The following is a 26,135-nucleotide window of genomic DNA, read 5'->3' on the forward strand; positions in this document are numbered from 1 at the left end:
GTCACTTAGAGGTTTTGTCACTTATGGCTAATAAATTTGTAATTACTTGGGATAATATGCAGATGTACACTCGTCAGCTTGCTGAACAGTTACTTCCTGCGGAACAATGGAAAGGTATTTTGGCGGTAAGCCGTGGCGGTTTAGTACCTGCTGCTATCTTGGCTCGTGAATTGAATATTCGTTACGTTGATACTGTTTGTATCTCAAGCTACGATCATGATCATCAGCGTGATATGACTGTTGTTAAAGCAATGGAAGGTGACGGCGAAGGTTTTATCATTATAGATGACCTTGTTGATAGCGGTGACACTGCTGTTGAGTTACGTAAAATGTACCCTAAAGGCAAATTAGTAACAGTATGTGCTAAACCTGCAGGTATTCATTTAGTTGATGCTTATGTTGTCGATATCCCACAAGATACGTGGATTGAGCAACCATGGGATATGGCGGTAACATACGTAGATCCTATTTGTAAAAAGTAATCAAAATTAAATTGATAAAAATGACTCTCTTGTAGGGTCATTTTTTTTATCTTGGTATTTGATTTTATTATGAATAGCGTGTTTCTATTAAGCCTTTCAGTATATAGTAAAGGTAATCAACCTTTGTATTATTGGTGTTTGCTATGTCTCAACCTGAAAGTGAAAATCTCTCCGTAACTTTATTTAAAAATCAGAAGCAAGCCTTAGAGACGTCAGGTCTCATTCCTTATCTTCCAAGTAGTCTAGAGCAAGTCTCTGCGAGTGGGGAGAGAAGTTGGTATCGTGAACTTCGCCGCCCGCAGTGGATTTGGCAGGGTGTCGCTCCAATAGAACTGGAATCTATTCTTTCTCGTATCGCAAGTAGTGATAAAAATAGAACTCGTGATGAATGGTTGGATACCGTGAGTGGTTATCACGCTGGTAATTGGGCTTATGAGTGGATTCATGCAGGAATGAAGCATCAGAAGAATGCGTCTGAATTGCAAGGTGATGCAGCGGCAGAAGCGTGTTTTAAAGCTAGTTTGTATTTTAGCATCGCAGGCTATCCACACATAAAAGGCGATAACTTAGCGACACAATCTCAGGTATTGGCAAATCAAGCTTATGATATGGCTGCAAAGCAAAGTTCCCATCGTATAGAGAAGATCCAAGTACCTTATAAAGGTAAAAAAATCACTTGTTATTTGCATTTACCAAGTACAGAAAAACCATTACCAGTCGTTATTGTCAGTGGTGGTTTGGATTCATTACAAACAGATATGTGGCGTTTATATCGTGATTTTCTTGCTCCTAATAATATCGCAATGTTAACACTTGATATGCCATCGGTTGGTCATAGTTCTTATTGGCCTTTGAGTGAGGATTCGAGTTGTTTACATCAGGCGGTATTGAATCATTTACCTAATATTCCGTGGGTTGATCGTTTTCATGCAGCAGTGATGGGATTTAGATTTGGTGGTAACGTAGCATTAAGGCTCTCTTTTTTAGAGCCAGATAGATTAAAAGCGTGCGTGGCTCTTGGTGCTCCAATTCATCATGTTTTATCGAACTCGGCGCAATTGAGGAAGATGCCAAAAATGTATTTAGATGTACTGGCTTCTCGGTTAGGAAAGCAAGTTGTTGATATAAATAGCTTAACTAGTCAAATGCAGGCATGGTCTTTGAAGAATCAAGGTTTTCTTTCTGGTGGGAGAAAAACATCAGTATCGGTTCTTTCGATTGGCTTACAGGGAGATCCCGTATCTCCTAAGTCAGATAATAAATTAGCCGCTTTATTTAGTCAGTACGGAAAAGGCGTTGAGCTGAAAAGTAAAACTTTGCATAGTGGCTATGAAGAAGCATTAAACCAGATGATTGAGTGGATAAAAGAAGAAATGAAGCAATAATCTGCCTATTTATCTCTCTCATTAAAGTGAAATATCATTAAATCGTATTTTTGGCTTGTACTGTTCTGATTTGCTTGCTAAAAATAGAGTGTTTTTTCCATTATTGTTACGATGAATATAGTTTCGTAACTTAAAACATTATTAGTTAAATAGGTAGTAGGGAATTGAATACACAATCTCAAACCATAGTCGTTAAACTTGGTACAAGTGTACTCACTGGTGGCACATTGAAACTAGACAGAGCACACATGGTTGAATTGGTTCGCCAATGTGTCCATCTGAAAAAGTTAGGCCATCAAATTATTGTTGTTACATCTGGTGCAATTGCTGCCGGTCGTGAGCACCTTAACTACCCCGAACTGCCCAAAACCATGGCCAACAAACAGCTATTAGCTGCTGTTGGTCAAAGTTGTTTAATTCAAGCTTGGCAGAGTCTATTTGCTATTTATGGCGTTAATGTTGGACAAATGCTGTTAACTCGAGCGGATTTAGATGATCGCGAACGTTATCTAAATGCTCGTGATATGCTGCAAGCGTTATTAAAAAATGGCATTGTTCCTATTGTTAATGAAAATGATGCAGTAGCAACGAATGAAATTAAAGTGGGCGATAATGACAATCTATCTGCTTTAGTGGGGATTCTTGCTGGTGCTGATAAATTACTGTTGTTAACAGACCAAGCGGGTTTATTTACAGCCGACCCACGTAAAGATCCTAAAGCCGAATTGATTAAAGAAGTTCATACCATCGATGAAACACTACGTAAGATTGCAGGTGGTAGTGGTACGACGTTAGGTACGGGCGGCATGGCAACTAAATTACAGGCTGCAGATATTGCACGCCGTGCAGGCATTGAAGTAGTTATTGCAGCAGGCAGCGCAGAGAATGTCATTAGCGATGTTGTGCATTCTAAACCGCAAGGTACAAAATTCTTACCGGTTGAATGTGCATTAGAGAGTCGTAAGCGTTGGATTCTTGCAGGTCCTGCATCTAATGGCGCGATAGTTATTGATGATGGCGCAGTGAATGCAGTACAGAAAAAAGGCAGCAGTCTACTGAGTAAAGGGATTACCTCTGTTTCGGGCTCTTTTGTCCGTGGTGGCGTTGCTAAGATTATAAATACTCAAGGTGAACTTATTGCTCGCGGTATTTCTCGCTATTCAAGCGATGATTTAAATAAGATTTTAGGTAAACACAGTCAGGATATTTACGCAGTATTAGGTTACGAGTATGGACCTGTAGCTATCCACCGTGATGATTTAGTACTGATTTAGTAAAGGATATTTATTGTGAATTTAACGAGTATGGGTCAGGCAGCAAAAGCAGCTGCATTTGACTTGGCTGTTGCTCCAACAGCCCAAAAGAACAGAGCGCTTGCTATTATTGCTGACGAGCTTGAAGCCAATAAAGAGGCGATTCTGGCTGCTAATGCAAGAGACATTAGTGCAGCGGTAGACGCGGGAATTTCAGATGCAATGCAAGACAGATTATTACTAACAGAAGAACGTTTAGTTGGTATTGCTAACGATGTTCGTAACGTGATCGGCTTGAATGATCCTGTTGGTAGCGAAATTGACAGTAAAATGCTTGAAAACGGCATGTCTCTTTCTCGACGTCGTGTACCTATTGGTGTTATTGGTGTGATTTACGAAGCCCGTCCAAACGTGACGATAGATATTGCTTCGTTATGCTTGAAAACTGGTAATGCAAGTATTCTACGTGGCGGTAAAGAAACGTTCTTTTCTAACATGGAGTTAGTTAAGGTTATTCAAGTTGCTCTTGAAAAAGCCGATTTACCAGCAGCGTCAGTACAGTACATAGAAAAACCAGATCGCGAATTAGTTTCTGAATTACTGCGTTTAGATGATTATGTAGATATGATCATTCCGCGTGGTGGTGCTGGTCTTCACAAGATGTGTAAAGAAAACAGCTCAATTCCAGTGATCATTGGTGGTTTTGGTATTAGCCATGCGTTTGTTGATGACAGTGCTGATTTAGAAAGAGCATTAGCGGTTGTAGATAACTCAAAAGCACAACGTCCATCAGCATGTAATGCATTAGATACGTTATTGGTTCATGAAGCCGTCGCTCCACAATTCTTAGCATTACTTGCGGATAACATGGCCGGCCGTGTTGAATTAGTTGCTGAGCCTAAAGCTTACGCACTATTAAAAGAGTTTAAAGGTGTATCGTTACGTGAAGCTCAAGAGGGCGATTTTGACACTGAATGGCTAAGTTACACATTAGGAGTAAAAGTCGTTGCCGATGTCAACGAAGCCGCTGCTCATATGCAAAAACATAACGCGAGCCACTCTGATACGATCTTAACAAATAATATTGAATCGGCAGAGAAGTTCATTAATACAGCAGGTTCTGCCGCTGTCTATGTGAATGCATCAACTCGCTTTACTGATGGCGCTCAGTTTGGTTTAGGCGCAGAAGTCGCTGTGTCTACTCAAAAGCTTCATGCTCGTGGTCCAATGGGCTTAGAAGAGTTAACAAGTTATAAATGGGTAGGTAAAGCAGATTATCTAATCCGTAGTTAATCACTCTTTCATTAGCTTCTAGCAAATAAATAAAAAGGTTGACGCAAAAACGTCAACCTTTTTTCATTTCTTGAATCCTGAACTATTTAACTTCTTCGCCTTTCGCTTGAAGATCGGCATGGTAAGAAGAACGAACAAATGGTCCACAAGCGGCATGAGTAAATCCAAGCTCAAGTGCGATCTCTTTTAGTTCATCAAACTCTGCTGGTGGAACGTAACGTTCAACAGGTAAGTGGTGGCGACTTGGTGCTAAGTATTGACCTAGCGTTAACATCGTTACACCATGATCTCGCAAGTCTTTTAGTACTTGAACAATCTCTTCTTTTGTCTCACCTAGCCCCATCATAACACCAGACTTTGTTGGCACTGTTGGATGTTGTTCTTTGAATTTCTTCAATAGATCAAGTGACCATTGGTAATTGGCACCAGGTCGTACTTTACGATATAAACGCGGTGCAGTCTCTAAGTTGTGGTTAAATACATCTGGTGGGTTGCCATGCATTGCGTCTAATGCGCGATCCATACGGCCACGGAAATCAGGTACTAGTGTTTCAATACGGATCTCAGGGTTTAATTCACGAATTTCACGGTTACAATCAGAAAAATGCTGTGCACCACCATCACGTAAATCATCACGGTCTACTGAAGTGATTACCACATATTTCAGTTTCATATCTTGAATCGTTTTTGCCAATTTCTTTGGCTCTTCCGCTTCAGGAGTCACTGGGCGACCATGAGCAACATCACAGAAAGGACAACGACGCGTACAAATAGCACCTAAGATCATAAAGGTAGCGGTACCGTGGTTAAAACATTCTGCGAGGTTAGGGCAAGAAGCTTCTTCACACACAGAGTGAAGGTTATTTTTACGCATTGCTGATTTGATTTCATCAATACGTTTACTGCTTGATGGAAGTTTAATTTTCATCCATTCAGGCTTGCGTAATACTTCTTTTTTCTCGGTTGGCATATTTTTAACTGGAATTAGTGCCATTTTATCGGCATCGCGGTATTTCACGCCTTTTTCCATTTGAATTGGCTTACTCATGATGGCTGCTTTCCGTTATGTACTCAATATCAGTGTAATCAAGTAATGTTGTTAATTCTTTAATCAAAAGAGAGTGAACATCTTCGACGTGTTCTGCTTTATTCTCTATTGTATCGTTTTCTTTTAGTAAATCGTGAAGCTGTATCATTTCCATTCCTGCATAGCCACAAGGGTTAATACGAAGAAAAGGAGATAGATCCATATTTACATTCAGTGCCAATCCATGAAAGGAGCAGCCTTTACGAATGCGAAGACCAAGCGAGCATATTTTTTTATTATCGACATACACGCCCGGAGCATCAGGTCGAGCAGTTGAGATAATGCCAAATTGGCCCAAAGTATGAATTACCGTATTTTCAATATGGGTGACGAGTTCACGTACGCCAATATGTTTACGGCGTAAATTGATCAATACGTAAGCGACTAGTTGACCAGGACCGTGGTAGGTCACTTGCCCGCCTCGATCACTTTTGACAACAGGAATATTACCAGCAGCAAGAACGTGCTCTTCTTTACCTGCCTGCCCTTGTGTAAATACAGGATTATGCTCAACTAACCAAACTTCATCACACGTATTTTCATCGCGCTCATCAGTAAAAGTATGCATTGCTTCCCACACCGGCTCATAATCTTGTCGGCCAAGGTTTTTAACTACTAGACGCTTGTTCAATAGGGTCACACTTGATTTGTAAATTTAGACCAATGATAGCAAGGATAGAAAGGAAGGAATAGATAAGAAATGTAGGGGTATATCAAAAGTTAAAAATGGTAGGCAATATTTATTGCTAAATTAGCGGAATATCACCTACCAAATATATTACATCAGCTTAAGTAAGTAGGTGTTTATCTACTTATCTTAGAGGTGATATTAAAGAACCATACGAACGATTTCGATATCCGCTAATTCTTTGTATAAAATTTCAACTTGCTCAATCGAGGTTGCTGTAATACCAATAGATACAGAATGATAAGTACCTTTTCCGCTTGGTTTTACAATTGGAGTGTAATCGCCAGGAGCGTGACGTTGGATTACTTCAAGTACCATTTCAGGCAGCTGTTCATGAGCAAGGCCAACGACTTTATAAGTAAATTTACATGGGAATTCTAGAAGATCTTTTAGTTTTGGTTGCTCTTGCATAACCGTCTCCAATCGAGAGTGGATAAATAGTAGGGGAGAATTTTACTGTGACCTAAGTCAGATAACAAGAGTTATAAATTATAGAGCGAATGCCAAGGTATTTTAAGTACAAAAAAGGCGACCGAAGCCGCCTATAATCTATTGATTGCTTAGCTATTTATTAGCTTAACCAACCTTTAAACATTAATACGATGTAATCGATAAGGCGGCTAAAGATCCCACCTTCTTCTACATCATTTAGAGCAAGTAATGGATACTCGGCAATGTCTTCACCATCAACTTGATAGAAAAGCTTACCTACTACATCACCTTTAGAAATAGGCGCTTCTAGTGTTTTTTCTAACACAAAGCTTGCCGTCATTTTTTTCGCTTGGCCACGAGGTAAGGTTACATAAGTGTCTTCTGCTACGCCTAGTGCAACTTCATCAGAGCTACCCATCCATACTTTCTCAGTAACGAATGTTTCGTTTGCTTTGTGTGGAGATACTGTTTCAAAGAAGCGGAAACCGTAGTTTAGAAGTTTCTTACTCTCAGCTTTACGAGCGTTGCCTGATTTTGTACCCATTACAACTGCAACAAGGCGCATTTTGCCTTCAGTCGCTGAACTAACTAGGTTATAACCCGCACCATCAGTGTGACCTGTTTTGATGCCATCAACATTCATGCTTTTATCCCACAATAAACCATTACGGTTATATTGCGTGATGCCATTGTATGTGTATGATTTTTGTGAATAAACTCTGTATTCTTCTGGTACGTCACGGATCAAGGCTTGACCAATTAATGCCATGTCATACGGTGTTGAATATAAGTCATCACTGTCTAAGCCATGAACATTACCAAAATGTGTGTTTTCTAGGTTTAATGTTTTGCCCCAAGCATTCATCAAGTCAACAAATGCATCTTCTGAACCTGCGACATGTTCAGCCATCGCAACACAAGCATCGTTACCAGATTGCACAATAATGCCTTGGTTTAGGTCGCGTACTTTAATCGTACTGCCAACTTCAATAAACATTTTTGAAGAGCCTGGGAAATTTTTTGCCCATGCATTTTTACTGATAACAACATCGTCATCCATTGAGATATTACCACTCTCAATTTCTTGACCGATAACATAACTTGTCATCATCTTAGTTAAACTTGCTGGATTCATTCGCTCATTCATGTTCTCTTCCGCAAGAACTTTGCCTGAATGATAATCCATTAATACGTAACCCTTTGCGGCAATTTGAGGTGCATTAGGGATAACGGCTGGTGCTGCAACGGCAACGGTTGAGCCAAGAATTAAGCTCGATAAAATGATTCGCTTTAACTGTTTTGCTGAATTTTTCATAATAATAACTTTGCACTGTGAGGTAGTGAAAACTGAATACATAATAGCAGATTTGAATATCATGACCAGATGTGTAATTAAATAACTGATTTTCTACGAAAAGAAAGCTAATAAGAATTCATAGGAGTACTTTTTACTTAAAGGATATCTTATTGTTATATAAAGACAATGCTAATTTGAACTAGTTCAATTAATGCTGCCTTTCTAAATTTAGCCTGATATCCAGTTACAATATTTACTTAACGTTGACATTCAAGAGGGTTACTTTTTAAGTTCTTGAATTATAAATGCTGAGATGTAGCTATTATTCTTTACTTCTAATAGCGTAGCGTCTGCGACATCACGATCTAAAAATGGCCCCAAACGTACTCGATAAACAGAGGTTGATTTGACAATGTTTGTCGGGCTATTGAATTGCTTTTGTAGTTTTTCTGCTGCCTTTTTTGCCCCATCGTCACTTTTTAATGCAACCATTTGAATGTAATACTGGTTTGGGTCTATTGCATGCCATTCATGGGCATTTTTAGGTTTATCAACAGCAATATATTCAATCTTTACGTTAGCGGTGCCTGTTTTTATTACATCCAGTTTTGTTGCTGCTGCAAAACTTAAATCAATAATTCGACCTTCATGGAAAGGCCCACGGTCATTAACACGAACAATCGCAGTTTTACCATTGTCTTTGTTGATTACCTTTACGTAACTTGGAATAGGGAGTGTTTTGTGTGCCGCACTCATTGAGTACATGTCATACACTTCACCATTTGATGTTTTATGCCCATGGAATTTTGTGCCATACCAAGAGCTTTTTCCTTCTTGAGTAAAGCCTTTAGGTTCTTTAACGATAGGATAGTCATTACCTAATAAGGTGTAATCTTTATTGCCGTATAAGCTTTTTGGCTCATAACGAGGGTGAGCATCTTCAACATGCTCAACAGAAATGGGTACATGAGGTGCAATATCACTGTCTATTTGATAGCGACCTGCATTAGGTTCGTCTTTATTTACAGGTGGCTCGGAAGCACAGCCTACTAATACAAGAGTAAGTGCGAGTGAAAAAATGCGCATTAATTAGCCTTTGAGTGAACTTTTCTGTGTGTATGTATCGACATTAGGATCCCAAAACCAGCCATCAATGTAACCATAGATGTACCACCATAACTGACTAATGGCAGCGGGACGCCAACAACAGGAAGAATACCACTTACCATTCCCATATTTACGAAAATATAAACAAAGAAACTTAATACAATGCTGCCTGACATCATTCGGCCAAAAGCCGTTTGTGCTTGGCTTGCTAAAAATAAACCACGCCCAATGATAAATAAGTAAATCGATAGAAGTGTAATTACTCCAATTAATCCCCATTCTTCGGCAATAACAGCAAATATAAAATCAGTGTGACGCTCAGGAATAAACTCTAATTGAGATTGTGTACCGTGTAACCACCCTTTACCAAGCAGACCTCCAGAGCCAATTGCGATTTTTGATTGGATAATATGGTACCCAGCACCAAGTGGATCTGATTCGGGATTAAATAATGTTTGTACCCTTACTTTTTGATAGGGGCGCATTAAGAAAAACCATAAAATAGGGATGAATCCACCAACAGCGATAGCAGCTGCACATAGTATTTTCCAACTGATACCCGCTAAGAAAATCACAAAAACACCAGAAGCGGCAATCAATATTGAGGTACCAAGGTCTGGCTGCTTAGCAATCATAATGGTTGGAACAAATACCATTAACAGGGCGAAAAATAGAGTTTTAATGCTCGGTGGTAACGATTTATTACCAATATATCGAGCCACCATTAAAGGTACAGCAAGTTTTATTAATTCGGACGGTTGAAAACGAACAAAACCAAGATTAAGCCATCGTTGAGCGCCTTTAGATGCTTCTCCAAAAAAGAGAACGCCTAATAATAAAGCGATACCAATAGTAAATAAGTAAGGAGCAGCACCTTCATATGCTCTAGGAGATATTTGGGCTAATACAAACATAACACCTAATGAAAGAAGCATACGCATCGCTTGTTTATCCATCATCAATAAACTCTGACCACTGGCACTGTACATAATGACAAGAGCGCAAGCCATTAATAACAAGATACCTAATAGTAGTGGTAAATCGATATGGATACGGTGGAAAAAATCTCTATTCTTTCCTGATGCGATATCTACTCTCATTATTGTTTAGTTACCTCTTCTAGATTCGGGAGCAGTACATGGTCAAATACACTACGTGCAACAGGTCCACCTTGAGTTGAACCACCACCTGCATTTTCAAGAACTAATGAAATAATGACTTTTGGATCTTTTGCTGGAGCAAAGCCAGTAAATAAAGCGTGATCACGTAAACGTTCTGCAATCTCATCTGCGTTATATTCTTGGCCGTTTAAGCCGAAAACTTGAGATGATCCTGATTTACCAGCACTCACATAAGGAGTACCTGCAAAAATACGTCTTGCGGTGCCTTTTGGTCCATTGTTCACTAAAATCATGCCATCTATCGCTAATTGCCAATAGCTATCTTTAATCCCTGTAATTGGTGGATATGGTTCCGGTTCAAAAGGTATTTCAGCGTTATCATCAATAATTGCTTTTAGTAGGTGAGGCGCTTGTACTTTGCCTCGGTTAACTAATACTGATGTCGCTTTCGCTATTTGCATGGGTGTTGCTGTCCAATAACCTTGCCCAATACCTACGGGTATTGTATCGCCTTGATACCAAGGGGTACGGAAACGAGCGACCTTCCAATCTCGGGTTGGCATATTAGCTTTACTTTCTTCATGGATATCAATACCGGTATAATCACCGAAGCCGAATTTCATCATCCATGTTGATAAGCGATCAATCCCCATATCAAAAGAGATTTGGTAGAAGAAAGTATCAACAGATTCTTCGATGGCTTGTTTTAAATTAACAGTGCCATGGCCCCAACGTTTCCAATCACGGAATGGTCGGGTTTTTGAATTAGGAATACGCCAATAGCCAGGATCATTACGAGTAGTGGACGACGTGACTATTTTCTCTTCTAGTGCAGAAACTGCAATAAAGGGCTTTACCGTTGATGCTGGTGGATAAATTCCTAAGGTTGCACGGTTAACGAGTGGACGGTCAGGGTCATTTAATAACGCGTTATAATTTTTACTTGAAATACCATGCACAAATAGATTTGGATCGTAACTTGGGCTAGAAACCATTGCTAATACAGCGCTTGTATTTGGTTCTAAGACAATGGCTGCACCACGTCGACCATCAAGTTGTTTTTCAACAAATTGCTGTAATTCGATATCAAGATTTAATACGATGTCTTTGCCTGGAATTGGCGGTACATACTTAAGTGTTCGGACTACACGACCACGACTATTGACTTCTACTTCTTGATAACCTGCGGTTCCGTGAAGCATATCTTCGTAATAACGTTCAATTCCTAGTTTACCTATATCTCGTGTTGCTTGATAATTTGCATCTTTTTCTTCACGAGCTAAACGCGCAAGATCTCGGTCATTAATTTTCGCTACATAGCCAAGAACATGCGTAAAGGTTTTTCCGTAAGGATAAAAACGCTTTAGGTAAGCTTTAACTTCAACACCTGTGAATTTATGTTGGTTAACTGCAAAAACAGCGACTTGTTCTTGAGTAAGTTGCGACAGAATAGGGACAGATTTAAAGCGACGAGTACGACGACGTTCTTTTTGAAAATCATCAATGCTATCTTGCGTGATAGGTAAGATGTCTTGGAGTTTATTTAATAATAGAGGTAAGTCTTTTACTTTATCTGGTGATATTTCTAAATTAAAAACAGGGCGGTTTTCCGCTAAAGGAACGTGATTTCGGTCAAAAATAAGACCTCGATTCGGTGCGATAGGGACAACCTTGATTCGGTTATCGTTTGAGCGTGTTTTATAATCTTGAAATTCATTTATTTGAATATTGTACAAATTGGTCAATAGAAGACCAATAAGCGCAATGATCCCCGCAAACGAGACTATTGCGCGGGAAGCAAATAACCTCGTTTCGGCGTGATAATCACGAATTTGTGTGCGTTTGCGCTTAATCAACTCTTATTCTCTGTGGTAAGGATGATTGGCTGTAATGCTCCATGCTCGGTATAAACTTTCAGCCATAACAACACGAACAAGAGGGTGAGGAAGCGTTAAAGGTGATAGAGACCAACTTTGTTCTGCAGCTGCTTTACATGCTGGAGATAATCCTTCTGGGCCACCAATCAGTATAGATACATCACGAGCATCCAATTTCCATGATTCTAATTGTTCTGCGAGTTGTTCTGTATCCCAACGTTTTCCTGGAATATCTAGAGTGACAATACGGTTACCTTTTGGGACCGCAGCAAGCATGGCTTCTCCTTCTTTTTGAAGAATTCGTGCGATATCGGCATTTTTTCCACGCTTACCTGCGGTGATCTCGATAAGTTCAAGAGGCATATCTTTTGGGAAGCGACGGCTATATTCTTTATAACCTTCTTCAACCCATTTTGGCATTTTTGTACCAACAGCAATTAATTGAAGTTTCAAACGATTAGCTCCATAATTTTTCTAGTTGGTATAGCTCACGATGTTCTTGTTGTAAGATATGAATCATTACATCACCCATATCAACAACAACCCATTCACCTTCCGCTTCACCATCAACACCATAAGGGATTAGCCCTGCTTCTCTTGCTTTATCTGAAATATTAGAAGCAATTGAGCTTACATGACGCTTTGATGTACCCGTACATACGATCATAAAATCCGTGATGCTTGATTTGTCACGAACATCAAGTGTAATCATGTTTTCGGCTTTCATATCATCGATGCTGTTGAATAGAAAATCATGCAGTTCTTTATCTTGCAAAGTAATCACCTAGAAATGGGTTATTTATAAAGGAGTATACCAGTGAAACTCAATGAATGAGATTAGTTGGGTGTCACTGAAATGTGAATATTGCACATATCTAACGTCAACTGACTAAGTTGTGGCCAACAATTAGTGTCGAAGTCTGTTTTGGTCGCTATTTCCATTCTTGCTAGAGAGCGGATTAAGTGCTGAATTTGTACCATTGATAAGCGTTGTAATGCTGATTGGTATAAAGAACGGCGATTCTGCCATACTTTGTGGCGATCAAAAACCGTAAACATAGCCTCACCTTGAGTGATGGCTTGTTGAAAGTTTTGTAGTAAAAATAGCTCTTTTTGTAGCGTTCTTAAAAGAATGACCATTTCAGTACCTTCGCTCTCTAATTGGCGAAGAATTCGTTGTGCTCGCTTTGCTTGGCCTGATAATAAGGTATCAATCAATTGAAAAGGAGTGAAATGATTATTTCTATTTAGTGCTTCTTCAATACGGATTAAAGTAAGTAACCCATCAGGATATAAAAGCGCTAATTTATCTAAACTTTGGGCTAAGGCAAGTAAATTACCTTCGTGCCATTGAGCTAGCATTTGTATCGCTTCTGCATCTGGTTTTAATTTTAACTTTTTACAACGTTGTTGAATAAAGCGAGGAAGCTGTTGGTTGTCTGGCGTATTGCATGGGACAAATAAACCAAGTTGCAATAATGCTTTAAACCATTGGCTGTTTTCTTGAGCTTTATTGACTCTTGGTCCTTGAAATACCAATAAAATATCGTCATGCAGTGCAGGGACAAGTTCTTTTATTTTACTGGTATGTGCCGTCGTTAATCCTGTATCCGGAATGGTTAATTCTAAGACTTGTCGAGACGAAAATAAGCTTAATGCTTGAGTACAATCAAATATTAAGTTCCAGTCAAGTTGCTTATCTAATACGAATTGATGCTTTTCTTCAAAACCCTGTTTGTGGCTACTCTGACGAATGAGATCAAGGCATTCTTGTTTTAGGAGTGGCTCGTTACCAAATAAAAGGTAGCATTGACGTAAGCCACGTTCTAGGTTTTGCACTAATTGTTCTGGGAATACTCTCATCGTTATTGCGCGTTATCTGCTGATGAGTTCATTGTTTTAATGACTTCTTTTGTTGCTACTGTTGTTTCGGATTTATCAGCGTTCGTAATGGTATCATCTAGCACTGTTTCATCACTATCGTCAGCTTTCAGGCGAGCCATTTGACGTAAGATTTGCTCTGCAGCTTGAGTGCGCATTTCATCTTCAATCATGTCTCGTTCAACTGATTTTGCTAATGCAGTTAATGGGTTATCAAGGTAGTTACGGTTCACTGTAGTGGTATACACTTTCAGATCATGATTAGGGATTAATACACTGTATTGGACGGTGTAAGTAAGTTCTTTTTCTGCCGCACGACTATTTTGGTAAAGAGATAGCGTTCTTTCCCCGATAGATTCACTGATTAAATCTAAACTCGGCGTTACAGTAGTAGGGGCGACTTGACTGATCCCATTCATTCTAAGTTGTTTTTGTACGTCGCGGGTTAAGTCGCTATATTGGTCAAAAGTGGTTAATGATATTTCATGTAACTCTTCAGGAAGAAGATAATTTCCACGCAGTTGAAAACCACACGCAGAAACCATTAAAGAAAGAGTTAATACGATTGTTGTACGAAGAGATAATAGAGATAAAAGTCGTTTCACCGAGTAACTCCTTCAAATGGTGATAAAAATGCTTATTTAACCATTTTATTGGCAATCTTATTTATGGCATAAAATAAAACAGTTAAATAAGCATAAGCAGACAAGCTGCTTATGCTTTAAATAGAAAAGTAATAAGAAAAAAGGTTCAAATTACTTTTTAGCTAATAACGTGGCTTTAATTCGTAAATTAGTTAGCTACGATGTTTAAAAGCTTGCCAGGTACATAGATAACTTTACGGATAGTTAGGCCATCTAGGAATTTAACTGCGTTTTCATCGTTTAGACCAAGCTCTTTCACTTGTTCTTCTGTTGCATCAGCAGCAACAATCAGTTTCGCTCGCAATTTACCGTTGATCATAACAACGATAGTTTTTTCATCTTCAACAAGTGCTTTTTCATCAAATGTTGGCCATGCCGTGGTATCGATGTTTGATTCACCTAATGCATCCCACATTGCAAAACTTGCGTGTGGAGTCATTGGGTAAAGCATAACAACAACCGCTTTTAATGCTTCATCAAGAAGAGCGCGATCTTGTGCTGATCCTTGAGGTGCTTTATTAAGCTTGTTCATCAATTCCATTATAGCGGCAATAGCGGTGTTGAAGGTTTGGCGACGGCCAATATCATCACTTACTTTTGCAATTGTTTTGTGAACATCACGGCGTAATGCTTTTTGGTCACCAGAAAGAGCGGCAACATCTAATGCTTCTGTTTCGCCTTTTGATGTGTGGTCGTGAACTAATTTCCACACACGTTTAAGGAAGCGACTTGCTCCTTCAACACCGGATTCTTGCCATTCTAGAGTCATGTCAGCAGGCGCTGCAAACATCATGAATAGACGAACCGTATCGGCGCCAAACTTATCAACCATTTCTTGAGGGTCAATACCGTTATTTTTTGATTTAGACATTTTGATCATGCCTGAATGTTGAACTTCACGGCCTTGATCATCAACGGCTTTTTCGATTCGACCTTTAGCGTCACGTTCAATCGTTACGTCTGTTGGTGCGATCCACTCTTTTGTGCCTTTTTCATTGGTGTGGTGGAATGCATCAGAAAGCACCATACCTTGACATAAAAGTTGCTTGAATGGTTCGTTTGACGTTACATAACCCGCATCACGTAGAAGCTTATGGAAGAAACGTGAGTAAAGAAGGTGCATACATGCATGTTCAATACCACCAACGTATTGGTCTACTGGTAACCAGTAGTTTGCTTTTTCTGGGTCTAGAATATCGTCAGCTTGTGGTGAACAGTAACGTGCGTAGTACCAAGATGATTCCATGAAGGTATCAAAGGTATCTGTTTCACGCAGTGCAGGTTCGCCATTGAATGTGGTTTTAGCCCATTCTTTGTCTGCTTTAATTGGGCTAGTTACGCCATCCATTACCACATCTTCAGGAAGAATTACGGGTAATTGATCTGCTGGTACTGGATGAACTTGACCATCTTCAGTCGTTACCATTGGGATTGGAGCACCCCAGTAACGTTGACGAGAAACGCCCCAATCACGTAGACGGAAGTTGACTGTTTTTTTGCCTTTACCTTCAGATTCTAATTTCGCCGCGATAGCATCAAATGCGTCTTGGAAAGCAAGGCCGTCGAATTCACCAGAATCAAACAGAACGCCTTTTTCTGTGTACGCAGCTTCAGATACGTCAACATCAGAACCATCTTCAGGTTTGATTACAGGAATAATATCAATGCTGTATTTGGTCGCAAATTCATAATCACGTTGATCATGAGCAGGAACTGCCATTACTGCACCCGTGCCGTAATCCATTAGAACAAAGTTTGCAACAAAAACAGGAACAACACGACCGTTAAGAGGGTGAATAGCGGTTAAACCCGTATCCATACCTTTCTTTTCCATTGTTGCTAATTCAGCTTCTGCCACTTTCGTGTTGCGACATTCTTCTGTGAAAGCAAATAACTCAGGGTTTGTTGCTGCTGCTTTTTCTGCAAGAGGGTGACCCGCTGCGATAGCAACGTAAGTAACACCCATTAGCGTATCTGGACGTGTGGTATATACTTCTAAAGGTGCTTCTTCGCCGTTAACGACAAAAGATAACTCAACACCTTCAGAGCGACCAATCCAGTTACGTTGCATGGTTTTAACCATTTCTGGCCAGCCATCAAGCGTATCTAGATCGTCAAGAAGCTCTTGTGCGTATTCGGTAATTTTAATGAACCACTGTGGAATTTTCTTTTGTTCTACAGGGGTATCACAACGCCAACAACAACCATCTTCAACTTGTTCGTTTGCAAGAACAGTTTGGTCATTTGGACACCAGTTTACAGAAGACGTTTTCTTGTAAACTAGGCCTTTGTTGTACAGCTTTGTGAAGAACTCTTGTTCCCAACGGTAATACTCAGGCGTACAGGTTGCGAATTCACGATTCCAATCGTAACCAAAGCCTAATAGTTTAAGCTGGTTTTTCATGTATTCGATGTTTTCGTAAGTCCAAGGTGCTGGTGCTGTTTTATTTTTAACAGCCGCATTCTCAGCTGGAAGACCAAACGCATCCCAACCGATAGGTTGCATTACGTTTTTGCCTTGCAGGCGCTGATAGCGAGAAACCACATCACCAATGGTGTAGTTACGAACGTGACCCATGTGTAGACGACCACTTGGGTATGGGAACATTGAGAGGCAATAGAATTTTTCTTTGCTTGCGTCTTCAGTTACAACAAATGTTTTATTGTCGTCCCAATGTTTCTGGATCTTTTGTTCAAGATCCTGTGGATTATATTGTTCTTGCATCGATTTACCCAGTTATGTCAGTGGATCACAAAATTTGTGAGATCGGTTTGATCAGATAATACTTGATCAGCATAGAATAACTAATGGAGCGCTTATACTCAAGCGACCTGATAACCTTTAACTCACTCTTCGCTATATAAATCTAGCGAATTCTTGGAGGTGACTTATGTCTAAGCAAAAAACAGGTTATAACGCTGTCTTTGAGCGTGTGATGAATGTATTGGAAAGAAGCCCTGAAGAATTTCAGCATTGGGCTAAATCATCAGAAGAGGTGGTAGATGCCGCTTCTGATATGACCAAAGATGAATTGGAATTGATCTCCAGTTATGTCAGAAGAGATATCAAGGAATTTGCACAGAGTTATGAGGAGAGTAAAACCACCTTTCCTGATTCCCCTTTTTATCGATTAATAGCCGATTCTATTTGGCATGGTTTACTTGAGATTACAGATAAGACACAAGTTGAATGGAAAGAAGTCTTCGATGATTTAGAGCATCAAGGTGTTTATCAAGCCGGTGAAGTGGTTGGTTTGGGTATTCTAGTTTGTGAGAAGTGTGGTCATCGAGAACAATTTAACCATGCTCAAATCATTCAACCCTGTACTCATTGTGACAATGAAGAATTTACACGACAGTCATTAAAGCCATAATGTTAATATGAGATGATTGAATAGATAGCAGAAAGGTCTGAATATCGTAATGATATACAGACCATTTAGTGTCGTTATCGACGTTTACGCCAAGCAATAACTAACGATAGCATGGCAAGGAAGTATAATGGCCACGTTCCCCAATAACGATAAGGCGTTGTTCCTGTCGTAGGGATAACTTCACCGCGTAATACCGCTGTTGTAAATTGTGGTATTTGCTCGGTAATATTACCTCTATAATCAGTAATCGCTGTTACACCATTGTTTGTTGAGCGAATAACAGGTTTACCCGTTTCTAAGGCTCTCATTTGAGCCATTTCCATATGCTGTAGTGGCCCAATCGAAGTGCCAAACCAAGCATCATTAGAAAGCGTTAAAATGTAATCCGTTTGTTCGGTAATATTTGCTCTAACTTGTTCGCCATAGACTATTTCATAGCATAGTGCTGGAGCTAAGTGTGTACCACTGGCCTCGATATTAGGCTGGATGTAATCCCCACGACTAAATGATGACATTGGTAGATTAAAGATAGGGGCTATCGGGCGTAATATATTTTCAAAAGGTACAAATTCCCCAAATGGGAGTAGGTGATGTTTACTGTATCTCGGTTGATCTTGATAGTCGTAACCTTTGGTTCCATTTACACCAAGTGAAATAATATTGTTATAGAAGTTCCCGGTTGGACTTTGGCCAACAACACCAGTAATAACTGTGCTGTTATTCATTGTGGCGGCGCTATCAAGGTTGCGTAAAAAGCTTGGGATCTCAATCTCTAACGCAGGGATTGCCGCTTCTGGCCATACAATTAAATCCGCATCCCAATTTTTACGTGTTAAATCCATGTATTTCATGATGGTTGGCCAACGTTCTCTTGGCAGCCATTTAATTGCTTGATTAACATTTCCTTGGATTAGAGCGACTTTGGTTGCTTTGTCTGGTTGCGGTGTAACCCAATCAAATGGCTTGATAGCAAAAGAAGTGGCAATAATGACCGCTGGGATCAGAAGTAAACTCCATTTTTTCTCCAGAAGGCTGTATATCATTGCTCCCACAGAAATCAGGATCATTAGCGTAATGCCTTCTACGCCGAATATGGCTCCCCAAGGAGAAAGAGGGCTATCAATTTGACTGTATCCTAGCCATAACCATGGAAACCCGGTAAATACCCAGCCACGTAGCCAATCAGTGACAAGCCAAAGGGCCGGCGCTGCTAATAAGTATTTCGTAAGTTTATGCTTGCTAAAAAATCGCTGTAAAAGAAATGAAAATAGCATCGGATATAACGCAAGATAACTGATTAGTCCGATCATTAAAAAGAGACTAGCAGCGACTGGCATACCACCAAAGTTGTCGATACTGACATGAACCCAACTTACACCTGCGCCAAAATAGCCTAAGCCCCAAGAGAAGCCTAACCAAGTTGCTCGTTTTGTTGTTTGTTGGTGCAATAATAAAAATAAGCAAACTGGAGAGATAAAAGCAAAAGGCCATAAAGAATAGGGAGCAAAAGCCAATGTGGCAGCTGCACCAGAGATAATGGCAATAAGAAGGCGAATAAGGTAATGATTCAAAAATGGCATGGAAGGTCTCAAACAAATAATGAAAGAACAGTTATGTGATATCAGTCGTTGTAATTAGTCTTCAAAAGTCTGATAAAGTTCAGCCGCTTATTGCTAAGCGGCTGAGAATATTACTCTTCTTCGTGTTTCTTTTCTGATTCTTTTTCAGGAATCGTCACTTGAAGTTGTATGATGCGACGGTTATCGGCAGCGGTGACTTTAAAAGTAAAGCCTGATATTTCGATAGTTTCGCCACTTTCAGGTAAATGCCCAAAACTGGTTAATACTAAACCGCCAACGGTATCAATCTCTTCGTCACTGAAGTGTGTTGAAAAAGCATCATTAAAGTCATCGATTTCAGTTAAGGCTTTCACAGCAAAAGTGTGTTTGCTTAACTGACGGATGTCTTTTTCTTCTTCGTCATCAAACTCATCTTCAATATCCCCAACAATTTCTTCAAGGATATCTTCAATGGTAACTAAACCAGAAACCCCACCAAACTCATCGACTACGATGGCCATGTGATAACGCTCTTCTCTAAACTCTTTTAAAAGTTTATCAACACGTTTGCTTTCTGGTACTACAACAGCAGGTCGAATAACTTGTTCGATCTCAAAGGCTTCACAATCTGAGCCTAAGTATCTTAGTAAGTCCTTCGCAAGGAGTATTCCTTCAACATGGTCTTTATCCTCACTGATCACAGGGTAGCGTGAGTGTGACGCTTCTATGATTGTTGCTATCAGTGATTCTAGATCTTGTGTTTTCTCTACAGTGACCATCTGAGAGCGCGGTAACATGATGTCTCGAACTCTCATTTCAGATATTTCCATTACACCTTCGAGCATGTCTCGGGTGTCGTGGTCAATAACTTCATTCTCCTCAGAGTCTCTAAATACATCTACCAATTCTTGGCGATCTTTAGGTTCCCCTTGGAATAGTTGGGAAAGGCGTCCTAAGAAGGACTTTCTACTCGGACCTTCTGTATTCTGTGAATTTTCGTCGTTCATGGCTTCTTTAAAAGTAGTTGCTATCAATGTGGATAGCTCACATAAGTAACTATTGGATTATTCCAACAATTATTTCTCAGCGAGATACGGGTCTTCAAAGCCCATTTCTTGCATTAATTCTGTTTCGAGTGATTCCATATCTTCAGCTTCTTCATCCTCGATATGGTCATAACCTAGCAGATGAAGACTGCCATGTACAACCATATGCGCCCAATGTGCTAATAAAGGCTTGTTTTGCTCAACAGCTTCTTTTTCAACAACTTGGCGACAGATGATTAAATCACCTAATAAATCGATTTCAATTTCAGGTGGCGCTTCAAATGGAAAAGACAATACATTGGTTGGTTTATCCATACCACGGTATTGGTGGTTTAACTCATGACTTTCTTTTTCATCTACAATTCGGATTGTTAGCTCTGCTTGTGGTTGAAATTGAGGAAGCACTGCATTTAGCCAAGATATAATATCTTTTTCAGAAGGCAGGTCTTTTTCATTTTCACATGCAATTTGTAGATCGAGTTCAATGCTCATGGTTCACCTAAATTTATCGTACTAGTTATTTTCAGAGTCAATTAAACGTGCTTCACGTTCTTGTTTACGACGCTGTTCCTCTAGTTTACGCTCTTTTTGATCATTTGCTTCCCATTTTTCATAGGCATTTACGATACGGGCGACAACAGGGTGTCGAACGACATCATCGGCGATAAAAAAATTGAAACTTATTTCATCCACATCTGATAATACTTCAGTCGCATGACGTAAACCGGACTTAGCCCCGCGAGGTAAATCTATTTGGGTAATATCCCCCGTGATCACTGCTCGAGAATTAAAACCAATACGAGTTAGGAACATTTTCATCTGCTCTACAGTGGTGTTTTGGCTTTCATCTAAAATAATAAAAGCATCATTTAATGTACGCCCACGCATATAGGCCAATGGGGCAACTTCAATAACATTGCGTTCAATCAGCTTTTCAACACGCTCAAAACCAAGCATTTCAAAAAGAGCATCGTAAAGAGGGCGCAGGTAAGGATCGACCTTCTGACTTAGATCACCAGGTAAAAAACCCAATTTTTCGCCAGCTTCAACTGCTGGGCGAGTAAGAAGTATACGACGAACCTCTTGGCGTTCAAGCGCATCTACGGCTGCTGCAACGGCTAAATAGGTTTTACCAGTACCTGCAGGGCCAATACCAAACGTAATATCATGAGTGACCATATTGGTTACGTACTGTGCTTGGTTTTCTGTTCGTGGTTTTATTAGGCCTTTCTTGGTCTTAATAAAAATTTCTTTGCCATGAGGGATAGTAGAGACGTCTTCTTTTTCTAATTCTAGTATGCCCGATTCTTTTACGGCTAAGTGGATTTGTTCAGGTTCAATATCAGGGTACTGGCCCTTAACAGGGGCGGTGTCAACATAAAGGTCTCTTAAAATATCAACCGCAGCGGAAACAGTATGAGGTTTTCCCACAACAGTAAAAAGATTGCCGCGATAGTTTACTTCTACACCTAAACGACGCTCAAGATGCTTTATGTTGTCATCAAATGGACCACAAAGGCTAGATAGGCGTCGATTATCTGCTGGTTCTAAGGTCAACTCTAATTTAGTTGTTTTAATGCTCAATGTTGCCTCTCAGAATGTTAACTATGGGATATATCTATTATTTATTGGGTAAAGAGTGAATTTTCTCAAGACCAAATAAGAAAAAAGATGATCAAGAAACCTTAATCATCTTTTTTAGTGTTTGATTTTATTGAGGAGATCACATTATGGCGTAAAAGTACCTACACCAAGGTCATCTTCACGGCGTGTCTTCTCTATCATTTCTGAAGGAGAAACAGCAACACGTAATCCCATGTCTTTTTCAGTACGAACTAACGTACCACGTAAAGAGTTCGTAAATGATTCTGTAATATGAAGATCAACAAATTGTCCAATCAGTTCAGGGCTACCAGTAAAGTTAACAACACGGTTGTTTTCTGTACGGGCACGAAGTTCCATTGGGTTACGTTTTGATGGACCTTCAACCAATGCGCGAAGCTCTGTATCTAGCATTTGACGAGAGAAACGTGCTGATTGGAAGTTAATTTGCTGTTGAAGCTCAGCTAAACGGTCTTTTTTCGTTTGCTCTGGAATATCACATGGATAATCAGCCGCAGGCGTACCAGGACGAGGAGAAAAGACAAAGCTGTAGCTCATATCAAAATCTACGTCTTTAATTAGCTTCATTGTGTCTTGGAAGTCTTTTTCTGACTCGCCAGGGAAAGCAACGATGAAATCCGAGCTGATTAAAATATCAGGACGAGCTTTACGCAGCTTACGGATGATTGATTTGTACTCAATAGCAGTATGAGGACGTTTCATCATCGTTAGGATTCGGTCTGAACCACTTTGAACGGGTAGATGCAAGAAGCTTACTAATTCAGGTGTATCTTCGTAAACAGCAACAATATCATCACCAAATTCTAGTGGGTGACTCGTTGTGAAACGTAAACGGTCAATACCATCAATAGAAGCAACCATGCGTAGTAAATCAGCAAATGAACAGATATCACCATCGTACATTGGACCACGATACGCATTAACGTTCTGGCCTAATAGATTAACTTCACGTACACCTTGTTCAGCAAGTTGAGCAATTTCAAATAGCACATCGTCTAACGGACGGCTAACTTCTTCACCGCGAGTATAAGGAACAACGCAGTAAGTACAGTATTTTGAACAACCTTCCATGATAGAAACGAATGCAGATACGCCATCCGCTTTCGGTTCTGGAAGGTTATCGAATTTTTCGATCTCTGGGAATGAAATATCCATAACGGTTTTTTCATTAGAAAGCGATTGTTTGATCATTTGTGGCAAACGGTGAAGTGTTTGAGGGCCGAAAATTACATCAACGTAAGGCGCTCGTTGGCGAATATGATCACCTTCTTGAGTCGCAACACAACCACCCACACCAATAACTAAGTCTGGTTTTTTATCTTTTAAATGTTTCCAGCGTCCCAATTGGTGAAACACTTTCTCTTGTGCTTTCTCACGAATTGAACAGGTATTTAATAACAGAACATCCGCTTCTTTTGGATCTTCAGTTAATTCATAACCATTTGCGGCACCTAAAAGATCGGCCATTTTAGATGAATCGTATTCGTTCATCTGGCAGCCCCAGGTTTTAATTAGCAGTTTCTTAGTCATGTAACTTTTTCACTCGTATTTTATTACTAGAATTCGGTACAGTTTTGAGAGACAGGCTCAATCAAAACGGATAGGGCGCGTATTGTACTGCTTTCCACGCTTAATGACTAGATGTAGACACCCTTGAATATTTTAAGGGTATTATTTGAATGATTTAGATTAAGAGTGAATCACGATAGAATAAGAGAAATTATTGACTCATATAAGGTCTATGGATGATGAAAGAATATGATTATACGATCGTTGGTGGTGGAATGGTGGGAGCCGCTACTGCCATTGGTTTATCGAAATTAGGATATCAAGTTGCTGTCATTGAGCATAAAGCGCCAGCCTCTTTTGATGATAGCCAACCAATGGATATTCGTGTTTCTGCTATTTCTCAATCTTCCGTTGATCTGCTTGAAGCCTTGGGTGCTTGGCAATACATCAAAGAAATGCGTGTATGCCCTTATAAGCGCTTAGAAACATGGGAGCAGCCTGAATGTCGAACTCGTTTTCATTCTGATGCCTTAGATATGGAACAACTGGGCTTTATCGTTGAAAACCGCCTTATTCAATTAGGGTTATGGCAAATGTTTTCTACTTATGAAAACCTAACCGTTATTACTCCTGCAAAAATTGCTGAGCTTGAATTTTTTACTGACCACAATGTACTGACATTGGAAAATGGCGATAAAATTAAAACAAAATGGGTTATTGGTGCTGATGGTGCTAATTCTTATGTTCGTCAGAAAGCAAAAATAGGGATCACTGCTTGGGATTATCGTCAGCATTGCATGTTGGTCAATATAGAGACCGCTGAAGCTCAACAAGATATTACCTGGCAGTGGTTTACGCCTTCTGGTCCTCGATCATTTCTTCCTCTACATGGAAACAAAGGCTCTTTAGTTTGGTATGACTCACCTTCACGTATTAAACAGCTTTCTTCTATGAGTTCTATTCAGTTAGAAAAAGAAATTAAAGCGTATTTTCCACAGGAGTTGGGAGAATTTACCGTTGAACAATCAGGTTCATTTCCTTTAACGCGTCGACACGCTCAAAAATACGTCGATCATCGTTGTGTTTTATTAGGGGATGCGGCTCATACCATTAATCCTTTAGCAGGACAGGGCGTAAATTTGGGTTTTAAAGACGTAAAAGTGTTGTTGGAAGAAATTGAAGCTAAAGGGTCTGAGACTGATAAAGCCTTATTGTCTTATCAATCCAAACGGAAAATAGATAACTTAGCCATGCAAAGCAGTATGGATTTGTTTTACACCTTATTTAGCAACGCTTTACCACCGATTAAATTTTTACGTAATGTCGGTTTAAAACTGGCTGATTCATCTGGTGCATTGAAAACACAAGCATTGAAATATGCGTTGGGTTTATAGAAATAATTCTAGGGACTAGAGCTTAGGGACGAGTAAAAGCGAATCTACAGAAAGTAAGGTGATCATTTGGTCACCTTTTTTATTGCGTTAAAACCATTGAATTGGTTCATTAATACGATTTAGCTTTAGAAGCAGAAGCAAGGAAAAGAGCGATCTTTAAGAAGAATGTACAGACGAAAAAAAAGCCCATCAAATTAATGATGAGCTTTCTTAAAAGTGGTTGGGATACCTGGATTTGAACCAGGGAATGCCGGCATCAAAAGCCGGTGCCTTACCGCTTGGCGATATCCCAACAGAGAAGATTACGTTAGTAGTTAAACTAATATAAGCATCTTTAAATATGGTGCGGACGGAGAGACTTGAACTCTCACACCTTACGGCGCCAGAACCTAAATCTGGTGCGTCTACCAATTCCGCCACGTCCGCGTTCTTCTAATTGTTAATTAAAACAAAGAGTAGAAATTTTTTATAGTTAGAAGACGAATTGGAGAGTCTTTCTAACGTTGTCATCATCGATTAGGTTAAATCAATCATGTAAGTAGTGGTTGGGATACCTGGATTTGAACCAGGGAATGCCGGCATCAAAAGCCGGTGCCTTACCGCTTGGCGATATCCCAACAGAGAAGATTAGATTAGTAATTAAACTAAGATAATGCATCTTTAAATATGGTGCGGACGGAGAGACTTGAACTCTCACACCTTACGGCGCCAGAACCTAAATCTGGTGCGTCTACCAATTCCGCCACGTCCGCGTTCTTCTAGTTGTTAATTAAAACAAAGAGTAGAAATTTTTTATAGTTAGAAGACGAATTGGAGAGTCTTTCTAACGTTGTCATCATCGATTAGGTTAAATCAATCATGTAAATAGTGGTTGGGATACCTGGATTTGAACCAGGGAATGCCGGCATCAAAAGCCGGTGCCTTACCGCTTGGCGATATCCCAACAGAGAAGATTAGGTTAGTAGTTAAACTAAAATAATACATCTTTAAATATGGTGCGGACGGAGAGACTTGAACTCTCACACCTTACGGCGCCAGAACCTAAATCTGGTGCGTCTACCAATTCCGCCACGTCCGCGTTCT

At 39.8% G+C, this 26,135-nt stretch carries 23 protein-coding genes and 6 tRNA genes; 6 read left to right on the forward strand and 23 right to left on the reverse strand.

Features of this window, described 5'->3' with window-relative positions; genetic code table 11:
- Positions 1-23: 23 nt before the first annotated feature.
- The 4 genes from gpt (at position 24) to A6E03_RS11750 (ending at position 4,413) form a co-directional block, all read left to right on the forward strand.
- The gene (gpt, locus tag A6E03_RS11735) at positions 24-482 is read left to right on the forward strand and encodes a xanthine phosphoribosyltransferase (RefSeq protein ID WP_065592136.1); all 459 of its coding nucleotides are present in this window, start codon (positions 24-26) and stop codon (positions 480-482) included.
- Positions 483-625: 143 nt separating this feature from the next.
- Entirely contained in the window at positions 626-1,867 is a 1,242-nt protein-coding gene (frsA, locus tag A6E03_RS11740) for an esterase FrsA (protein ID WP_065592137.1), read from the forward strand.
- A gap of 164 nt (positions 1,868-2,031) precedes the next feature.
- Positions 2,032-3,141 carry a glutamate 5-kinase gene (gene proB, locus A6E03_RS11745; protein WP_083190317.1) on the forward strand — a complete coding sequence of 370 codons (1,110 nt, stop codon included), beginning with the start codon at positions 2,032-2,034 and terminating at the stop codon, positions 3,139-3,141.
- Between the two features lie 15 nt (positions 3,142-3,156).
- Positions 3,157-4,413 (forward strand): glutamate-5-semialdehyde dehydrogenase, encoded by a 1,257-nt coding sequence (locus A6E03_RS11750; RefSeq protein ID WP_065592139.1) that lies wholly within the window; start codon positions 3,157-3,159, stop codon positions 4,411-4,413.
- An 82-nt stretch (positions 4,414-4,495) separates the two neighbouring features.
- On the opposite strand, the gene lipA is transcribed toward A6E03_RS11750, so the two are convergent.
- From lipA to leuS, 12 genes are all read right to left on the reverse strand, one after another.
- Positions 4,496-5,461 (reverse strand): lipoyl synthase, encoded by a 966-nt coding sequence (lipA, locus tag A6E03_RS11755; protein ID WP_065592140.1) that lies wholly within the window; start codon positions 5,459-5,461, stop codon positions 4,496-4,498.
- Positions 5,454-6,131: a lipoyl(octanoyl) transferase LipB gene (gene lipB / locus A6E03_RS11760; protein WP_141676948.1), complete on the reverse strand. Its 678-nt coding sequence runs from the start codon at positions 6,129-6,131 to the stop codon at positions 5,454-5,456. The genes lipA and lipB overlap by 8 nt, the downstream gene beginning before the upstream one ends.
- A 198-nt stretch (positions 6,132-6,329) precedes the next feature.
- Positions 6,330-6,599, reverse strand: coding sequence for a DUF493 family protein YbeD (ybeD, locus tag A6E03_RS11765; protein ID WP_065592142.1), 270 nt, complete (start codon positions 6,597-6,599; stop codon positions 6,330-6,332).
- A 160-nt stretch (positions 6,600-6,759) separates the two neighbouring features.
- Positions 6,760-7,935, reverse strand: a complete 1,176-nt coding sequence (locus tag A6E03_RS11770) for a serine hydrolase (RefSeq protein WP_065600927.1) — start codon at positions 7,933-7,935, stop codon at positions 6,760-6,762.
- A 261-nt stretch (positions 7,936-8,196) separates the two neighbouring features.
- Positions 8,197-9,003, reverse strand: a complete 807-nt coding sequence (locus tag A6E03_RS11775) for a septal ring lytic transglycosylase RlpA family protein (protein ID WP_065600928.1) — start codon at positions 9,001-9,003, stop codon at positions 8,197-8,199.
- A complete protein-coding gene (gene rodA / locus A6E03_RS11780; RefSeq protein ID WP_065592145.1) occupies positions 9,003-10,124 on the reverse strand; it encodes a rod shape-determining protein RodA in 1,122 nt (373 codons plus the stop codon). The genes A6E03_RS11775 and rodA overlap by 1 nt, the downstream gene beginning before the upstream one ends.
- The gene (gene mrdA / locus A6E03_RS11785; RefSeq protein ID WP_176703476.1) at positions 10,124-11,998 is read right to left on the reverse strand and encodes a penicillin-binding protein 2; all 1,875 of its coding nucleotides are present in this window, start codon (positions 11,996-11,998) and stop codon (positions 10,124-10,126) included. Before mrdA ends, rodA begins: the two co-directional genes overlap by 1 nt.
- A gap of 6 nt (positions 11,999-12,004) precedes the next feature.
- Positions 12,005-12,475, reverse strand: coding sequence for a 23S rRNA (pseudouridine(1915)-N(3))-methyltransferase RlmH (gene rlmH, locus A6E03_RS11790; protein ID WP_016959674.1), 471 nt, complete (start codon positions 12,473-12,475; stop codon positions 12,005-12,007).
- 4 nt (positions 12,476-12,479) lie between these two features.
- A complete protein-coding gene (gene rsfS / locus A6E03_RS11795) occupies positions 12,480-12,797 on the reverse strand; it encodes a ribosome silencing factor (protein WP_065600930.1) in 318 nt (105 codons plus the stop codon).
- Between the two features lie 62 nt (positions 12,798-12,859).
- Positions 12,860-13,885: a DNA polymerase III subunit delta gene (gene holA, locus A6E03_RS11800; protein WP_065592148.1), complete on the reverse strand. Its 1,026-nt coding sequence runs from the start codon at positions 13,883-13,885 to the stop codon at positions 12,860-12,862.
- A 2-nt stretch (positions 13,886-13,887) separates the two neighbouring features.
- The gene (lptE, locus tag A6E03_RS11805; RefSeq protein ID WP_176703477.1) at positions 13,888-14,448 is read right to left on the reverse strand and encodes an LPS assembly lipoprotein LptE; all 561 of its coding nucleotides are present in this window, start codon (positions 14,446-14,448) and stop codon (positions 13,888-13,890) included.
- 247 nt (positions 14,449-14,695) lie between these two features.
- Positions 14,696-17,272 (reverse strand): leucine--tRNA ligase, encoded by a 2,577-nt coding sequence (gene leuS, locus A6E03_RS11810; RefSeq protein WP_065592150.1) that lies wholly within the window; start codon positions 17,270-17,272, stop codon positions 14,696-14,698.
- Between the two features lie 166 nt (positions 17,273-17,438).
- Between leuS and A6E03_RS11815 the strand changes: the two genes are divergently transcribed.
- Positions 17,439-17,921, forward strand: a complete 483-nt coding sequence (locus A6E03_RS11815) for a zinc ribbon-containing protein (protein ID WP_065592151.1) — start codon at positions 17,439-17,441, stop codon at positions 17,919-17,921.
- A 74-nt stretch (positions 17,922-17,995) separates the two neighbouring features.
- Here A6E03_RS11815 and lnt read toward each other — a convergent pair whose 3' ends face one another.
- The 5 genes from lnt to miaB all read right to left on the reverse strand — a co-directional run bounded on the left by lnt (position 17,996) and on the right by miaB (position 23,679).
- Positions 17,996-19,501 carry an apolipoprotein N-acyltransferase gene (gene lnt, locus A6E03_RS11820; protein WP_065600931.1) on the reverse strand — a complete coding sequence of 502 codons (1,506 nt, stop codon included), beginning with the start codon at positions 19,499-19,501 and terminating at the stop codon, positions 17,996-17,998.
- Positions 19,502-19,611: 110 nt separating this feature from the next.
- Complete coding sequence (gene corC, locus A6E03_RS11825; RefSeq protein ID WP_060993520.1) at positions 19,612-20,487, reverse strand: CNNM family magnesium/cobalt transport protein CorC; 876 nt, start codon at positions 20,485-20,487, stop codon at positions 19,612-19,614.
- A gap of 69 nt (positions 20,488-20,556) precedes the next feature.
- Complete coding sequence (ybeY, locus tag A6E03_RS11830; RefSeq protein WP_065600932.1) at positions 20,557-21,018, reverse strand: rRNA maturation RNase YbeY; 462 nt, start codon at positions 21,016-21,018, stop codon at positions 20,557-20,559.
- Between the two features lie 21 nt (positions 21,019-21,039).
- Positions 21,040-22,110 (reverse strand): PhoH family protein, encoded by a 1,071-nt coding sequence (locus A6E03_RS11835; RefSeq protein WP_065592154.1) that lies wholly within the window; start codon positions 22,108-22,110, stop codon positions 21,040-21,042.
- Positions 22,111-22,254: 144 nt separating this feature from the next.
- Entirely contained in the window at positions 22,255-23,679 is a 1,425-nt protein-coding gene (miaB, locus tag A6E03_RS11840; protein WP_065592155.1) for a tRNA (N6-isopentenyl adenosine(37)-C2)-methylthiotransferase MiaB, read from the reverse strand.
- Between the two features lie 218 nt (positions 23,680-23,897).
- Between miaB and A6E03_RS11845 the strand changes: the two genes are divergently transcribed.
- Positions 23,898-25,052, forward strand: a complete 1,155-nt coding sequence (locus A6E03_RS11845; protein ID WP_176703478.1) for a 2-octaprenyl-3-methyl-6-methoxy-1,4-benzoquinol hydroxylase — start codon at positions 23,898-23,900, stop codon at positions 25,050-25,052.
- Between the two features lie 217 nt (positions 25,053-25,269).
- On the opposite strand, the gene A6E03_RS11850 is transcribed toward A6E03_RS11845, so the two are convergent.
- From A6E03_RS11850 to A6E03_RS11875, 6 genes are all read right to left on the reverse strand, one after another.
- Positions 25,270-25,344 (reverse strand) — tRNA-Gln (locus tag A6E03_RS11850).
- Between the two features lie 49 nt (positions 25,345-25,393).
- Positions 25,394-25,478 (reverse strand) — tRNA-Leu (locus A6E03_RS11855).
- A gap of 116 nt (positions 25,479-25,594) precedes the next feature.
- Positions 25,595-25,669: transfer RNA gene (locus tag A6E03_RS11860), tRNA-Gln, on the reverse strand.
- A gap of 50 nt (positions 25,670-25,719) precedes the next feature.
- A tRNA-Leu gene (locus tag A6E03_RS11865) sits at positions 25,720-25,804 on the reverse strand.
- Between the two features lie 116 nt (positions 25,805-25,920).
- Positions 25,921-25,995 (reverse strand) — tRNA-Gln (locus A6E03_RS11870).
- Positions 25,996-26,045: 50 nt separating this feature from the next.
- Positions 26,046-26,130, reverse strand: a tRNA-Leu gene (locus A6E03_RS11875).
- Positions 26,131-26,135 lie beyond the last annotated feature (5 nt).

The sequence above is a fragment of the Aliivibrio sp. 1S128 genome (genome assembly GCF_001691065.1).
Classification (GTDB): Bacteria; Pseudomonadota; Gammaproteobacteria; order Enterobacterales; family Vibrionaceae; genus Aliivibrio.

Excerpts from the sequence above, each read along its gene's own strand:
- gpt (WP_065592136.1), top strand. The coding sequence starts at position 24 with ATGGCTAATAAATTTGTAATTACTTGGGATAATATGCAGATGTACACT.
- frsA (WP_065592137.1), top strand. The coding sequence starts at position 626 with ATGTCTCAACCTGAAAGTGAAAATCTCTCCGTAACTTTATTTAAAAAT.
- lipA (WP_065592140.1), bottom strand. The coding sequence starts at position 5,461 with ATGAGTAAGCCAATTCAAATGGAAAAAGGCGTGAAATACCGCGATGCC.
- ybeD (WP_065592142.1), bottom strand. The coding sequence starts at position 6,599 with ATGCAAGAGCAACCAAAACTAAAAGATCTTCTAGAATTCCCATGTAAA.
- A6E03_RS11770 (WP_065600927.1), bottom strand. The coding sequence starts at position 7,935 with ATGAAAAATTCAGCAAAACAGTTAAAGCGAATCATTTTATCGAGCTTA.
- A6E03_RS11775 (WP_065600928.1), bottom strand. The coding sequence starts at position 9,003 with ATGCGCATTTTTTCACTCGCACTTACTCTTGTATTAGTAGGCTGTGCT.
- rodA (WP_065592145.1), bottom strand. The coding sequence starts at position 10,124 with ATGAGAGTAGATATCGCATCAGGAAAGAATAGAGATTTTTTCCACCGT.
- holA (WP_065592148.1), bottom strand. The coding sequence starts at position 13,885 with ATGAGAGTATTCCCAGAACAATTAGTGCAAAACCTAGAACGTGGCTTA.
- lptE (WP_176703477.1), bottom strand. The coding sequence starts at position 14,448 with ATGGTTTCTGCGTGTGGTTTTCAACTGCGTGGAAATTATCTTCTTCCT.
- leuS (WP_065592150.1), bottom strand. The coding sequence starts at position 17,272 with ATGCAAGAACAATATAATCCACAGGATCTTGAACAAAAGATCCAGAAA.
- A6E03_RS11815 (WP_065592151.1), top strand. The coding sequence starts at position 17,439 with ATGTCTAAGCAAAAAACAGGTTATAACGCTGTCTTTGAGCGTGTGATG.
- lnt (WP_065600931.1), bottom strand. The coding sequence starts at position 19,501 with ATGCCATTTTTGAATCATTACCTTATTCGCCTTCTTATTGCCATTATC.
- corC (WP_060993520.1), bottom strand. The coding sequence starts at position 20,487 with ATGAACGACGAAAATTCACAGAATACAGAAGGTCCGAGTAGAAAGTCC.
- ybeY (WP_065600932.1), bottom strand. The coding sequence starts at position 21,018 with ATGAGCATTGAACTCGATCTACAAATTGCATGTGAAAATGAAAAAGAC.
- miaB (WP_065592155.1), bottom strand. The coding sequence starts at position 23,679 with ATGACTAAGAAACTGCTAATTAAAACCTGGGGCTGCCAGATGAACGAA.
- A6E03_RS11845 (WP_176703478.1), top strand. The coding sequence starts at position 23,898 with ATGAAAGAATATGATTATACGATCGTTGGTGGTGGAATGGTGGGAGCC.